General features: G+C 66.1%; 7 protein-coding genes. 1 reads left to right on the forward strand and 6 read right to left on the reverse strand.

The genetic code is table 11. The features are described from left to right. Positions 1-51 precede the first annotated feature (51 nt). The 6 genes from AC1DCU_RS11875 to AC1DCU_RS11900 all read right to left on the reverse strand — a co-directional run bounded on the left by AC1DCU_RS11875 (position 52) and on the right by AC1DCU_RS11900 (position 10,007). Positions 52-2,631 (reverse strand): beta-mannosidase, encoded by a 2,580-nt coding sequence (locus AC1DCU_RS11875; RefSeq protein WP_478013537.1) that lies wholly within the window; start codon positions 2,629-2,631, stop codon positions 52-54. A gap of 140 nt (positions 2,632-2,771) precedes the next feature. Then, positions 2,772-3,998: an AGE family epimerase/isomerase gene (locus tag AC1DCU_RS11880; RefSeq protein WP_442251849.1), complete on the reverse strand. Its 1,227-nt coding sequence runs from the start codon at positions 3,996-3,998 to the stop codon at positions 2,772-2,774. Further along, on the reverse strand, positions 3,995-4,990 hold the full coding sequence (locus tag AC1DCU_RS11885; RefSeq protein WP_313445406.1) for a carbohydrate kinase family protein: 996 nt from the start codon (positions 4,988-4,990) through the stop codon (positions 3,995-3,997). The genes AC1DCU_RS11880 and AC1DCU_RS11885 overlap by 4 nt, the downstream gene beginning before the upstream one ends. A gap of 7 nt (positions 4,991-4,997) precedes the next feature. Further along, positions 4,998-6,311, reverse strand: a complete 1,314-nt coding sequence (fucP, locus tag AC1DCU_RS11890; protein WP_025874796.1) for an L-fucose:H+ symporter permease — start codon at positions 6,309-6,311, stop codon at positions 4,998-5,000. Between the two features lie 75 nt (positions 6,312-6,386). Next, on the reverse strand, positions 6,387-7,436 hold the full coding sequence (locus tag AC1DCU_RS11895) for a LacI family DNA-binding transcriptional regulator (protein WP_025874798.1): 1,050 nt from the start codon (positions 7,434-7,436) through the stop codon (positions 6,387-6,389). A gap of 96 nt (positions 7,437-7,532) precedes the next feature. Then, positions 7,533-10,007 carry a GH92 family glycosyl hydrolase gene (locus AC1DCU_RS11900; RefSeq protein WP_425513048.1) on the reverse strand — a complete coding sequence of 825 codons (2,475 nt, stop codon included), beginning with the start codon at positions 10,005-10,007 and terminating at the stop codon, positions 7,533-7,535. Between the two features lie 1,187 nt (positions 10,008-11,194). Here AC1DCU_RS11900 and AC1DCU_RS11905 point away from each other — a divergent pair. Beyond that, positions 11,195-14,272: a TonB-dependent receptor gene (locus AC1DCU_RS11905; RefSeq protein WP_478014176.1), complete on the forward strand. Its 3,078-nt coding sequence runs from the start codon at positions 11,195-11,197 to the stop codon at positions 14,270-14,272. Positions 14,273-14,297: the final 25 nt, after the last annotated feature.

Below are 14,297 nucleotides of genomic sequence, written 5' to 3' on the forward strand. Positions count from 1 at the left end.
CTGATGTGCCAACCAAGGTTGGCACCTACCAAGGCGGGTAGACGGCGCTGCTCAACGATCGTTGAGGGTCTTCACCTTCAACGCCTCGCGCAGCGCAGCCAGATCCACCGGGCCACGCACGGCGATGTCGCGGGTTTCGCCCGGCAGCAGGTCCAGCAGGTTGTCTTCCACCTGCACGTCGAGCGCGCCGAAATCGATCCAGGCTGCGCGCACCAGCGCAGCGCTGTGCAGCCGCAGGCGATAGTGGTCACCGTCGATCGCCAGCGTTGACGTCAACTGCTGGCGTGGCAGCACCTGATCCTTTGCTTCGACGAAGCCGACCACCTGCCGTGCCGTCACCTTGCCATCCTGCAGCAGTTCGAACACCGCCACCGTCCGCGCCGGATCGGCACCGACCAGCAGCTCGGCATCCGCGTAGGTGCCGATATCGATCACCCCGGCGGCGGCCAGGGTCATCGCCTGCTCGCGACGGCGCAGCACCTTGCCCTCAACGTCCATCACCCGCAGGCGCCAACGTGCATCCAGCGCGGCACCATCATTGATCAGGCGCACGCGCGTACCGCCTTCATCGCGCAGTGCGGCCACCGTAACCGGCGCGAAGAAGCGCCGCGCGGCATAGTGCAGCGCCTTCCAGCGACCGAAGTAGTCGACGCTCGACCACGATGCTCCCGGCCAGACATCGTTGAGCTGCCAGTACAGCGAGCCCATCGTGTAGGGCCGCGAAGCGCGATGGTGCAGCGCCGCCAGGGCGATGCCATCGGCCTGCATCACCTGGCTCAGGTAGACGAAGTCCTCGAAGTCCTTCGGCGTGCCGTAGCCCAGCTCGATGTAGTGCAGCAGGCGTGCATTGCCCTCGCCGGCCATGAACTTCTGGTGCGCACGGATCACCGGGCTGTCGATGCGCTGTTCGGCACGGGTGGCAATCTGGTCCACCGTCGCCACCGCTGGCCAGGCCTGCAGGCCATACTCGGACATGAAGCGCGGGGTCTCGCGCAGATACGCCTGCACCGGCAATGCCGGATTGCCCCACACCTGCCAGTAATGCTTGTCGCCACGGGTGGAGTCGTTGGCCTTCTCGTCCAGGTCGTTGCTGGGCGAACTGGACCAGTACGGCACGCCCAACCCATCTTCGCTCACCACCTGGCGCAGGTCGTTGCCGAACAGGTCAACGTAGCCCTGCCAGACCTTCGCTGCGAACGCCGGATCGGCGGACTTCAGGTCACGGCCGTGGCCCCAATCCTTCCACGCGGTTTCTTCTTCGTTGTTGCCACACCACAGCACGATGCTGGGATGGTGGCGCAGCCGGCGCACGTTGTCGCGCGCCTCGGCGACCACGCTGGCGCGGAATGCCGGGTCGTAACCCGGCTGCATGCCACCGCCGAACATGAAGTCCTGCCAGACCAGCAGGCCCAGTTCGTCGGCGATGTCGAAGAACGCATCGTCCTCGTAGTAGCCGCCGCCCCAGTTGCGCAGCATGTTCATGTTGGCATCGCGCGCGGCGACCAGTACCTGGCGCAGGCGCGCAGCATCAACGCGCGCGGGGAAGGCGTCGAAGGGGATCACGTTCGCGCCCTTGGCGAAGATCGGCACCCCGTTGATGACGAAGGCGAAGCCCTGCCCTCCCTTGTCGTCCTGCTCGCGGCGCAGTTCGACGGTGCGCAGGCCAATGCGCTGTTCGCGTGCCAGCACCGCATCGGCACTGCCGTCCAGGCGCGCCTGCACGGTGTAGCGGTCCTGCGCACCATGGCCGACCGGCCACCAGCGCCGCGGCTTGGCCAGTTCAACCGGCACGTCCACGCTGTTCCGGCCGGGCGTCAGTTCGACCGTGCGCTGCACCCGCGCGACGCTGCGGCCGTAGGGATCGCGCACCTCGACGTCCACCGCCACCGGACCGGCGACCGCGTCCTGCTCCACCTGCAGCACTACCGCCAGCTTTGCGTTTTCTGCATCAAGCGCATCAGTGCGTACGGCCACATCGGTCAACCGATGCGCATCCCATGCCTGCAGGTCAACGCCCCGCCAGACGCCGGCAGTGACGTAGCGCGGGCCCCAGTCCCACCCGAAGTGGTACGCCGGTTTGCGAGCGAAGTTGCCAACCATCGCGTCCTTCGGTTCATCACCGTAGGGCGAAGGATAGTTGCCGGCAATCCTGTGCGGCATTGCCTGCACGCCGGCCAGCAGCGTGCGGATCGGCGAACGGAACACGATCTGCAGCTCATTGCCCTTCGCACGCAGGCGACCTTCGACGCGGGCGCGCCAGGTGCGGTGGGCATTGTCGGCGCGCAGCAGCGGCTTGCCGTTGAGCGTCACCTCGGCATAGGTGTCCAGGCCGTCGAAGCGCAGCTCGGCATGGGCCTTTGCCAAGCTGGCAGCGTCCACATCGAAACGGGCTCGGTACTCCCAGTCGGCCAGACCGATCCACTGCAGCTCGGCTTCGGGCGCACCGACGTAGGGATCGCGGATCAGCTCATGCGCCAGCAGATCGGTGTGCACGCTGCCTGGCACCGTGGCCGCGCGCCACTGCTGCAGGCCAGGATGGGCCGCGCCCTGCGCGTCACCGGGCAGCAGCCGGAACTCCCATTGCGCCTGCAGCGGTGCGGCGCCTGCGGGGAAGGCGCCAAGGGCGATCATCAACAGCAGCAGACGGACAGCGTTGGAAATGCGATGCACGTGATACTCCTGTTTTTCCGCCAGGTATGACCCGGCGCTACCAATGCCACACGCCACGGTAGCGCCGGACCACGTCCGGCGAGCGCGCAGCGCGGCAGACCTCAACGCACGACGTTCAGCACTTCGTAGCAGGCACCCATGGTGTGGTAATCCACCTTGCCGGCCGGGCTCTTCTCATCGCTGTACTTGCGGTTGTCGGCGTCGAGGATGCGGAACCATGCGCCGTATCGATGGTCGACGAAGTGCTCCCACGAGTACGCCCAGATACGGTCGTACCACTGCCAATAGCGGTCGTCGCCGGTGCGCGCGGCCATCAGCGCGGCGGTGGCCAGGGTCTCGGCCTGCACCCAGAAATACTTGTCGTCGTCACAGACGAAGCTGTCACCGCCGATCGGCGCGCCGTCCATGCCCGGCTGCCGGCGCGACTCCGGGGCGAAGCCGTAGTACAGGCCGCCGCGCACCTCGTCCCAGCTGCGCTCTACGGCAACATCGAACAGATGCTGCGCGGTCGGCACCAGCCAGTCGGCCTGCACGTGTCGGTCCAGGATCAGCAGCAGCTTGGCCCACTCGGTCTGGTGCCCCGGCTGGAAGCCCCACGGCCGGAACAGGTGCTTGGGATCGTCCAGGTTGTAGTCCCAGTCGATGTTCCAGTTGACGTCGTAGTGTTCCCAGACCAGACCGCCGGCCTTTGCCGCCTGGCGGCGGGTCATGTTGTCGGCCAGCTGCAGCGCGCGCTCGACATAGCGCTGCTCGCCACTGGACTCGAACGCGGCCAGCATCGCCTCGCACATGTGCATGTTGGCGTTCTGGCCGCGGTAGCCGGTGAAGTTCCACTGGCCGTCGGCCTCGTCCCTGTACAGGCCGTGTTCGGCTTCCCAGAAGCGCGCCTGCAGCAGCTGCCAGGTTTCGTCCATCCACGTGCGGGCTTCTTCGATGCCCGCCTTCAACGCACAGCTGTAGGCGAGCAGCACGAAGGCCACGCCGTAGCAGTGGTTCATGTCGTCCTCTACCGCACCATCGCGCAGGGTCCAGGCGTAGCCGCCGGTGGCCGGGTTGCGGTGAACCTCGCGCAGGTAGCGCACCCCGTGCTCGACCGCGTCGCGATACTCGGCGTTGCCGAATTCGCGGTAGGCCATGGCGTAGTTGAAGACGAAGCGGGTACTGCTCACCAGATGACGATGGCTGGCGTCGTAGATGCTGCCGTCGTCACGGAAGTAATGGAAGAAGCCGCCCTCCGGGTCGATGCAGCGCGGATGGTAGAACGCCATCGTGTCGGCGATGTGGGCGCGCAGGAACGCGGGGGAACGGAAATCGGGCGAGGTGCTCATGCGGGGAGATCCTGTAGCTGCAGCAGCTGCTGCACTTCATCGAACGAGGGCATCGCAGCGAACGCGCCCTTGCGGGTCACCGCCAGTGCGCCAACGGCGGCGCCGAAGCGCAGCGTGGCGGCGATCGCCTGCGGGTCCTGGCAGAACGCGGCAAAGCCCGCACCTGCCCCACCCCGCTCCAGCAGGCCAACCAGCACGCCGCCGACGAAGGCATCACCGGCAGCGGTGGTGTCCACGGTGGCGACGCGGAAACTGCTGACCTTGCCCTGCGTTTCACGGGTATACCAATGCAGCGTGGCGGCGCCGTCGGTGATGATCACCCAGCGTGCCTGCGCGGCCAGCAGGCGGCGCAGCACCAGCGCCTCGCCGTCATCGCCCAGCGGGGCGGCCAAGTAGTCCAGTTCCTCGCGCGACAGCTTGACCAGGTCGGCGCGCTCCAGCGCCTGCCACAGGCGCGGTGTCGGGTCGACATCGGCTGGCCACAGCGCCGGACGCAGGTTGAGATCCAGGCTGACCACCGCGCCGGCCGCACGCGCACGGTCCATGCCGGCGAACGTCGCTTCGGCGATGTCCGCTTCAGTCAGGCTGTTGGAACAGACGTGGAAACACTGCGCGCCATCGAAGCAGCCCGCGTGGAAATCGCTGTCACGGAACAGCAGGTCGGCCGCAGGCGGACGGTAGAAGCTGAAGCTGCGTTCGCCGCCCGCGTCCAGTGCAACGAAGGCCAGCGCGGTTTTGGCCGCGTCGGTGCGCACGATGTAGTCGGTGCCGACACCGTGTTCGCTCAGGCTCTCCGCCAGGAAGTCGCCGAACATGTCGCGGCCGAGCATGCCGACGAACTGGGTCTTCGCGCCCAGCCGCGCGGCGGCCACCGCGACGTTGGCCGGTGCACCTCCGGCGTACTGCAGGAACGCGCGCGGGGTATCGGCCGAGGCCGGCGGCTGCGCTAGTAGATCGATCAAAATTTCGCCGAAGCAGACGATGGAACCCATTTTCGACTCAGCCTCCCTGCGTGCCGGCAGCCGGCGCGCGCGCGCCGACCAGTCCGTAGAAAATGATGTAGCCGTAGCACAGCAGCGGCAGGATGAAGCTGGCCTGCACGCCGATGTGGTCAGCCAGGACGCCCTGCAGGTAAGGCACCACCGCGCCACCGACGATGGCCATGATCAGCAGGCTCGAACCCTTGCTGGTCAGCGGGCCCAGGCGCTCGATGCTGAGCGCGAAGATGGTCGGGAACATGATCGAATTGAACAGGCCGATCGCCACCACCGAGTACAGCGCGACATTGCCGGAGGTCATCATGGTCAGCGTCAGCAGGCCCACGTTGACCAGCGCGAAGATCGCCAGCAGGCGGCTCGGCGAGAAGCGCGCCAGCAGCGCCGAACCGGCGAAGCGACCGATCATCGCCATCGTCCAGTAGGCCGACACATAGTGGGTGGCTTCCTGCTCGCTGAAACCGCCGATGGTGGGCATCGACAGGTAGTTGACCAGGAAGCTGCCGATCGATACTTCAGCACCGACGTAGAAGAAGATGCCGAGCACGCCCAGCAGCAGGTGGCGCTTGCGCAGCGCATCCAGATAGCTGTGCTGATGCCCCTGGTCAGCCTGCTCGGTGGTGTCGTTCAGCGCCGGCAGGCGGAACAGGAACACGAACAGGGCCAGCAGCACCAGCGCCACGGCCAGGCCGACGTAAGGGCCCTGCACTGCGTGTGCCTCGGCGGTACGGTAGGCGAGCTGCTCGGCGGCCGGCAGCGCGGCGATCTGCTCGCCGCTCATGGCCGTGTTGGACAGGATCAGCATGCCGCCGAAGATCGGCGCGATGGCCGTACCCAGCGAGTTCAGCGCCTGCGCCAGGGTCAGGCGGCTGGAACTGGTCTGCTCCGGACCAAGCAGCGCGACATACGGGTTGGCCGCCACCTGCAGCACGGTGATGCCGGTGGCCAGCACGAACAATGCACCGAGGAAGGCGCCATAGACGCGCAGCTCAGCGGCCGGCCAGAAGCCCAGTGCACCGATGCCGGCGATCACCAGGCCGGCGACGATGCCCTTCTTGTAACCCAGCGCTGCAACCAGCCGCCCTGCCGGCAGCGACATCAGGAAGTAGGTGCCGAAGAAAGTGAACTGCACCAGCATTGCCTTGGCGTAGTTCAGCTCGAACACCGCCTTCAGATGCGGAATCAGGATGTCGTTGAGGCAGGTCAGGAAGCCCCACATGAAGAAGATGGTGGTGACCACGGCCAGCGCCTTGCCGTTGGTGACGGCAGGCTGGTTGCCCGGGGAACCCGATGGGCGGGGCGTTGCGGAGATCGGCATGCAGTACGCGCCTCGATGCGCGAAAGGTCGTTGGTGCGTGGAAGGGTGCAATCAGTTCAGGAGCGAAGCATCAATTCAATTCGGACGTGCGGCGCTGCTTTCGCGGATTCGCAACTGTACCGGGGCGACCGTGCGCCGTGGTGGCGCGTCCGGTTCCTCCAGCCGCTGCAGCAGCAGCGAGGCCGCCTGCCGCCCGCGTTCGCGCGGGTCGGCCGTCAGTGTGGTCAACGGCGGCACGGCAACCGACGCTTCGGAAATATCGTCGAAGCCGGTCACCGCGAAGTCACCGCCGGGACGGATGCCGCGCGAGTTCAGGCCCAGCATCAGGCCCAGCGCGACGGTGTCGTTGTAGCAGACCGCTGCGCTCGGCCGATGGCCGTCGACGAACAGTTCATCGGTGCGCGCGGCCGCTTCCAGGCGGTTGGGTGCAGATTCGATCATCCAGCCCGGCGGCAATGCCAGCCCGGCCTCGGCCAGGGCCTGCTGGAAACCGGCACGACGCTGGTGGCAGGAACTCGATGCCGCGTGGCCGCCGAAGAACGCAATCTGGCGATGGCCGCGCTCGATCAGGTGGCGGGTGGCCAGGTAGGCGCCATGCTGGTTGTCCAGGGTCAGGAAGTCCCAGTCGGCGCCCTCCAGTTCGCGGTTGAACAGCAGTACGTTGGCGTTGGCGCCCAGCACCTGCCGCAGCAGCGTGGCATCGCTGCCTTCGGCCGGCGACAGGATCAGGCCCGCAGGCGTGTGTTCCATCAATGTCGACAGCACCGCCTGCTGCCGCTCGGGCGACTCGCCGGTACTGCCGAGCAGGGTCACGTAGCCGCGCCCGCCCAGTGCCTCGTCCACACCGGAGGCGAATTCGGCGAAGAACGGGTTGGACAGATCGTTGATGACCAGGGCGATGCTGGAGGACGTGCGCCGCCGCAGGTTCGCTGCAGCGCGGTTATAGACGTAACGCTGGCGGCGCAGCTCAGCCTCGACCCGGGCGCGGGTATCGACGTTGACCAGCGGGCTGCCGCGCAGCACCAGCGACACGGTCGCGCGCGAAACGCCGATGGCACGGGCGATGTCGGTCACCGTCACCGCCTTGCCGGAACGCTTGCTGGAACTGTCGCTGTTGTCGTTCATCGTCTTCCCGCACTCCGATGGATGCTCAAGCCTAATGGATCGCGGCCCTGTCGTGCCGTGCCGTTCGCTGGGTTGCCTCGAACGGCACAGCCCGGCTCAGTGCAGCTGGCTGCCCGGTGCCGCGCACCAGGACACCGGCAGGTCCTTGACCGCCGTGCCCCAGCCCTCGGTCGGCGCCCGCCCGTCCAGCGCGAAGCGCAGCTTCGGGCCCTGCTGCAGCTGGCTCCAGCCCAGCCATACCGGGGCATGTGCCTGGCCGTCGACCTGCACGCCCTGCACGTACTGCAGGCGGCGGCCATCGGCGCCAGGTGCCTCGATACGCAGGGTGCGGCCATTGCCCAGCTCGACCTCGACCTTGGCAAAGCGCGGCGTATGCAGCAGGAACTCGCCGCTGCCCGGCACCGCCGGGTACACGCCGATCGCACTGAACAGGTACCAGGCCGACATCGTGCCGAGGTCATCGTTGCCGGTCACGCCGTTGGGTGCATTGGTGAACAGCTGCTGCGCTGCACGCACCACCGCTGCGGTCTTCCACGGCTGGCCGATCAGCGTGTACAGCCACGGCGAATGCAGGTCGGGCTCGTTGTTGGGGTTGTAGCGGAACTGGTTGTAATAGCTGTACGGCCCGACCACCCACTCCTTGCGGGCGGCATTGAGGGGGTCGGCCTGCAGAGCGTCCATGGCGAAGAAAGCATCCAGGCGGCGGCCGGCCTGTTCGCGGCCGTCCATCGCTTCGACCAGGCCCGGCACGTCCTGCTGCGCCAGCCACTGGTACTGCCACGCCGTGCCTTCATGGAAACCGTGATGCGAGCGCGGGCTGTAATGGCCATCGGCCGGTGTGTACCACTGGCCATCTTCGGTACGCGGGCGCGGGAAGCCGGTGAAGCCGGTCTCGGCGTCGCGCACCTGCGGGTCCCATACCTTGCGCCAGTTGCGGCCGCGCTCACGCAGGACCGCCGCATCCTGGGCATGGCCGAGCCCATCGGCCATCTGCGAAAGCGCGCAGTCGGCCAGTGCGTACTCCAGCGTTGCCGAACCACCATGGTGGGGATCGACATCCATGCCCTTGGACGGGAACGCACGGTCGTAGACCACGTAGCCCTTGTCCAGGTAGGTCGGGTTGCCGGAGCGACCGGCAGCACGCGAGTTCAGCGGCGGCGTACCGAACGCATTGCGGCGCAGCGCATCCCATGCCTGCCCTTCGCGGCCCTTGAGCGCACCGAAGCGCCACAGGTCGACCATGAAGGGGGTGACCGGATCGCCGGTCATGATGTTGGTCTCGAAGTTGGCATAGCCCCAGCGCGGCAGCCAGCCGCCCTGCTCATCGATCGCCAGCAGGCTGCGGCCGATGTCGCGCGCCACATCCGGGCGCGTCAGTGCCAGCCACTGGTTCTGTGCACGGTAGGTATCCCACAGCGAGAAGTACTCGTAGTAGGTCCAGCCATCGGCGCGATGGATGCCATCGTCGTAGCCGCGGTAACGGCCGTCGGCATCGCTGCCGGTGAGCGGCTGCAGCAGCGCGTGGTACAGCGCACTGTAGAACACGGTGCGGTCATCGCCATTGCCGCCCTGCACGCGCACGCGTGCCAGCTGCTCACGCCACGATTGCTGCGACAGCGCGCGCATGCGCTCGAAGCCCAGCAGCGCCCCGCCCTGCATGCCCTCGGCGCGCAGGTTGGTGCGCGCACCTTCGGCATCCACATGCGAAATCGCGCTGACGGCGGTGACCGACTGGCCCTTGGCCAGGTCGAAGCTGAGCCACGCGCCATTCGGCTTCTGCTCGCCTTCCATGCTGTGGCGCGCGCCCGGCAGGCCGCCGCCCTCGCCCCAGGTGCCATGCGCCTTGAACGGGCGGTCGAACTCAATGCGGAACCAGGTGGTGTACTGGTGCCCGCCGCAGAAACTCTTGGTGACCAGCTTGCCTTCCACCACGCGGTCACCCACCACATCGACCACGCTGCCGATCACCGAGTGGCGCTCGTTGGCCTGACCGACATTCACCAGCACGTGGCCATCGCCCTGGCGCTGGCTGAAGGTGTAACGCTCGGCAGCTGCGCGGGTGCGCGCGGTCGCTTCGGCGTCGATGCCGCCGTAGCTGGTCAGGCGCACCTTGTAGTAGCCGGCCTGGCCGATCTCACCGTCGTGGCTGTAGGCCGACGCATAGGTCTTGTGATTGAAGGCTTTCGCATCGGCGGTATCGAAGTCGCCGCCGGGGCCGATCGAACCGGTCACCGGCAGCACCGAGACCTGCCCACCCTGCTCCCAGCAACCGGCGCCGGACAGGAAGGAGTGGCCGAAGCCGCGGATCTTGTCGTCGTCGTAGCGCCAGCCCGAATAGTGGCTGCCGATCGGGCTGACCTGGATCAGGCCGAACGGTGCCGAAGCACCGGGGAAGGTGTTGCCGTCATCCTTGCTGCCGATGAAGGTATTGACCTCGCGCTCCAGCGCGGCCGGTGCGGCCTGCAGCCAGGGCGTCACCGCCAGTGCCAGCAGGCAGGCGATGCGGGCCAGGGGCCGATGGGACAATGCCGACAGGCGGCGGGCGGGACGACGGCGGGACAACCTGGTCACGGGCAGGACTCCTTGGCGGCAGGGCGGCAGCGAAGAACCGGCCGCACAGGCCGAGCCCTCGTTTCCATCGGTACAAATCCGCACCCCGGCGGATTTAGATCGATTCAAGTAGAGCATGGGAATTTCGCCCAATGCATTCTGCGGCGCAGCATGAGCGGGGGGCTTCGGCCGGGCTGCGCCCGGCACCCGCAGAGGCCGGAGCAACGGCGACGGCAACGGCAACAGCAACAGATGCATTCCGTGGGGTGGCGGGGTGTGCCCGGTTGCGGGGGACGCCGTAAACCCGTCCCTGGGGGCTTGGCCGCGGCATCCATGCCGCGGACACCCCCGCAACCGGACCCACCCCGCCTTCGACAGTTTTCGGCGATCTGTCGGAATCCTGGTGGGTGTCGACCTTGGTCGACGCGTAGATCCACGCCACGCGTGGATGCTGTTCGATGACTACCGAAATATTGATTTCGACGAATTTTATCCACGCAAGGCGTGGATGGATGTTCCTACCGATTTCGAAATCATCGATTGGATTTCATCCATGCATGGCATGGATCCACGTGTCGACCAAGGTCGACACCTACCAACAGCAGCGGGAATCTGTCGAAGGCGGGGTGGGTCCGGTTGCGGGGGCGTGAGCGCCATGGGCCCGAGGCATGCCTCGGGCGGGCTGGGCAGGACGCCCAACCCCGGTCTTGCCGTGTGCGCAGGACAGCGCACACGAGCAAGGCGCGACCGAGCTTACATGGACGTACTTGCAGCGTCCCCCCGCAACCGGACCCACCCCGCCATCCCGCAGGAAACCAGCTGTTGCTGTTGCAGTTGCTGTGCTGTTGCCCTGGCCTGAAGGCCTCTGCGGGTGCCGGGCGCAGCCCGGCCGGCCCACCCCGTCTGCGCATGTAAACGCTTACAGCATTTTTCCGAGAAGGGTCATTTGCACGACACGTCACTGCCATATTGCGCAGCAACATGCGTCGGCGCGTTGGCCGTGCTAAAAATCGCCCCGCCCATCGCTTAGATCGATCCAAGACGACATCGCGATGGCCCGGGAGTTGGGGAGCAGGACAGGACGTGTCAGGCCATCTGCCAGGCGCTCGTTGCATCTGCAGGGCGAAGGCAAGATCGGCATCACGAATTAGATCGATTCAAGTTTCCGCGTCAGTCAGTCACCGGATCAATCCAGGAGAGAGGGAGAGATGGCAATGAAGCATTCAACACGTACGCAGGGCCACGACGCGTTGTCGCTGGCCATCGCGCTGGCCCTGGCCGCCGCCGTCGCCCCGCTTGGCGCTTCCGCGCAGCAGGCGTCAGCTACGACCGGCACGCAGGACGCCACCACCCTGGACAGCGTCCAGGTCACCGGCTACCGCTACGCGATCGAAAAGAGCCTGCAGCAGAAGCGCGACGCCAACGCCGTGGTCGAAGTGATCACCGCCGAGGACGTTGGCAAGTTCCCCGACAAGAACGTGGCCGACGCGCTGCAGCGCGTGCCCGGCGTGGTCATCACCCGCAGCGGTGGCGAAGGCAAGTCGGTCAGCGTGCGCGGCCTCGCGCCCGACCTGACCCTGACCCAGTTGAACGGCAACTACGTCGCCTCGTCGGAAACCAACAACGAAGCTACCCGCTCGTTCAACTACACCCTGCTGCCGTCGAACATGCTGTCCAGCGCCGAGCTGTTCAAGTCGCCGGAAGCGCGCATCGACGAAGGCGGCATCGGCGGCACGGTCATCCTGCACACGCGCCGCCCGCTGGAGATGGAAGCCAACTCCGGCTACGTCAACCTGGAAGGCACGTCGTCCGATACCAGCCACGACGTCGACCCGCAGGTGTCGGCGCTGTACTCCTGGCACAGCAAGGACGAGCGCTTCGGCGTGCTGGTCGGCGTGACCCAGCAGAAGCGCACCAGCCGCACCATGGAGACCAGCACAGAGGACTACCAGTGGTACGGCAACAACACCACCGCGCGCGATGCCAACGGCAACCTGCTGGAACAGGATGGCATCCACTACTGGTGGGGCCAATCCGGTTTCAACAACCAGACCGGCACGAACTACAGCGAATTCTTCATGCCGACCTCGGTGAACTTCGCGGTGAAGGAAGAGAAGCGCGAGCGCAAGGGCGGCCAGCTGACTTTCCAGTTCAAGCCGATCGACAACCTGACCCTGACCGCGAACTACTTCCGCTTCGAACTGCAGGGTGACTACACCCAGAACATGCTGAAGGTGCCGGAGTGGAACCTGGCCCGCTACAACGGCGATGGCAACTGGGCCGGTGGGCGCCTGCTCAACGGGCTGAGCTTCGATCCCAGTGGCAGCATCGTCACCGGCGCGCAGTACGAAAAGCTTGCCGGCAAGACCTATTACTGCAGCGAAGACCAGGCCGCCGCAGCTGGCCTGCCGCCGGGTGGCTGGGGTCCGGATGACTGCACCATCCCCACCCCGCAGCTGACCGGTGGCTACAGCAAGGAAAAGGCGCTTTCGCAGACGGCCGATCTGACCGTCGACTGGGACATCAGCCCGCTGTGGAAGGCCAGCTTCACCGGCGGCCGCACCTGGTCCAAGGGTGGCCCGTCGATGAATTTCCGCATGTCGGCCAAGCCCCGCCGCAAGGTCGGTGACCAGTGGCAGGCGGGCAACCAATACACCGCGTGGGACCTGACCGGCACGCCGTCGCTGACCGTCTCGCCGGACATCCAGCAGCAGCTGATGGCCGGCATCGCCGAGGTCGATACCGGCTCCACCGATTCGTCGTGGATGCAGACCGAGGTCAAGCAGAACTACTTCCAGGCCGACGTCACCAAGATGTTCGAAGCCGGCTGGCTGGATTCCATCCAGTTCGGCGCCAAGTACCGCGACGGCCAGGTGCACCGCAATACCGGCAACACCTACTGGGTCTGCCAGGGCCTGGACCCGGTCGACTATGACAACAATCGTTACCAGGCCGGTTGCGATCCGACCGCAGGCAATGCGCAGCCGGGCTTCTTCCTGTCCAACCCGATCAACAACATCGCCGGTGGCTTCAATGCCAACGTGTTCCCCGGCATCAACTACCCGGCCTACATCGACTACCTCAACCAGACCTACGGTGGCTCGCACAACCGTACCGAGGAAGACTTCGTCTACGACGTCAACGAGAAGATCTACTCGGGTTACTTCCAGGCCAACTTCCGCACTGATCGCGTGCGCGGCAACGTCGGCGTGCGCGTGGTGCGCACCAAGCAGTTCGCCCAGTCCAGCGATTCGGTCGAGCGCTTCAACGACTACTTCGTGGACAACGCCGCGGGTGCGCCGATGAGCTGCGATGACCCGGCTGCCGATCCGAACCTGCGTTGCCAGGGCGGCTTCGTGCGTCTGCCGGACAACCAGGTGCGCGACAAGGTCTATACCCTCAGCTCGCTGGAAAAGACCTATACGGACTTCCTGCCGAGCTTCAACATCGCCTGGGACATCACCGACAACCTGGTGCTGCGCGGTGCCGCGTCGAAGGTAATCGCGCGCCCGGGCTACACCAGCATCGCCTATCCGGGCGGCCTGCAGTACATCAGCCAGGAATACAGCAATGATCGTCGGGTCGCTGGCGGCACCGACACCCCCGGCTGGTACGGCTCGGGCAGCAACAAGGCACTGGAGCCGTTCAAGGCGGTGCAGTTCGACCTTGGCCTGGAGTGGTACTTCAAGCCGGGTTCGGTTGCAGGCGTGGCGTTGTTCCGCAAGAACGTGGACAACTTCACCGTGCCGGTCGTGCGCGACCAGCAGATGAGCGTCGGTGGTGAAACGGTGGTGGTGCAGAAGTACAGCACCGAAGCCAACGGCCGTGACGGCGTCTCGCAGGGCGTGGAGCTGTATGGCCAGTACACCTTCGCCTTCGGTCTGGGCGTGCAGGCCAACTACACCTACAACGACACCAACCTGGCCTCGATCGTGCTTGATGGCGAAGAGATCGGTTCGTCACCGCTGGTCGRCAGCGCCAAGAACCAGGCCAACGTCACCGTGTTCTACGAGAACGAGAAGTTCCTGGCCCGTGCCTCGTACAACCGTCGTGGCGAAGTGGTGGGCGGCCTCAACAACGGCCTGACCACCTACACCAAGCCGTACAGCCAGCTGGATCTGAACGTGGCCTACAACCTCACGCCGGACTGGACCGTCACCGCAGCAGTGCTGAACGCCACCAAGTCCGAGCTGCGCAGCTACATCGGCAACGACAGCCAGGCCCGCCTGCTGTCCAACCTGTATGCCGGGCGCCAGCTGTACTTCGGCGTGAACTGGAAGTTCTAAGGCATTACCCCCGCCTGCGGGCGGG

Source organism: Stenotrophomonas sp. 10L48, assembly GCF_056395105.1.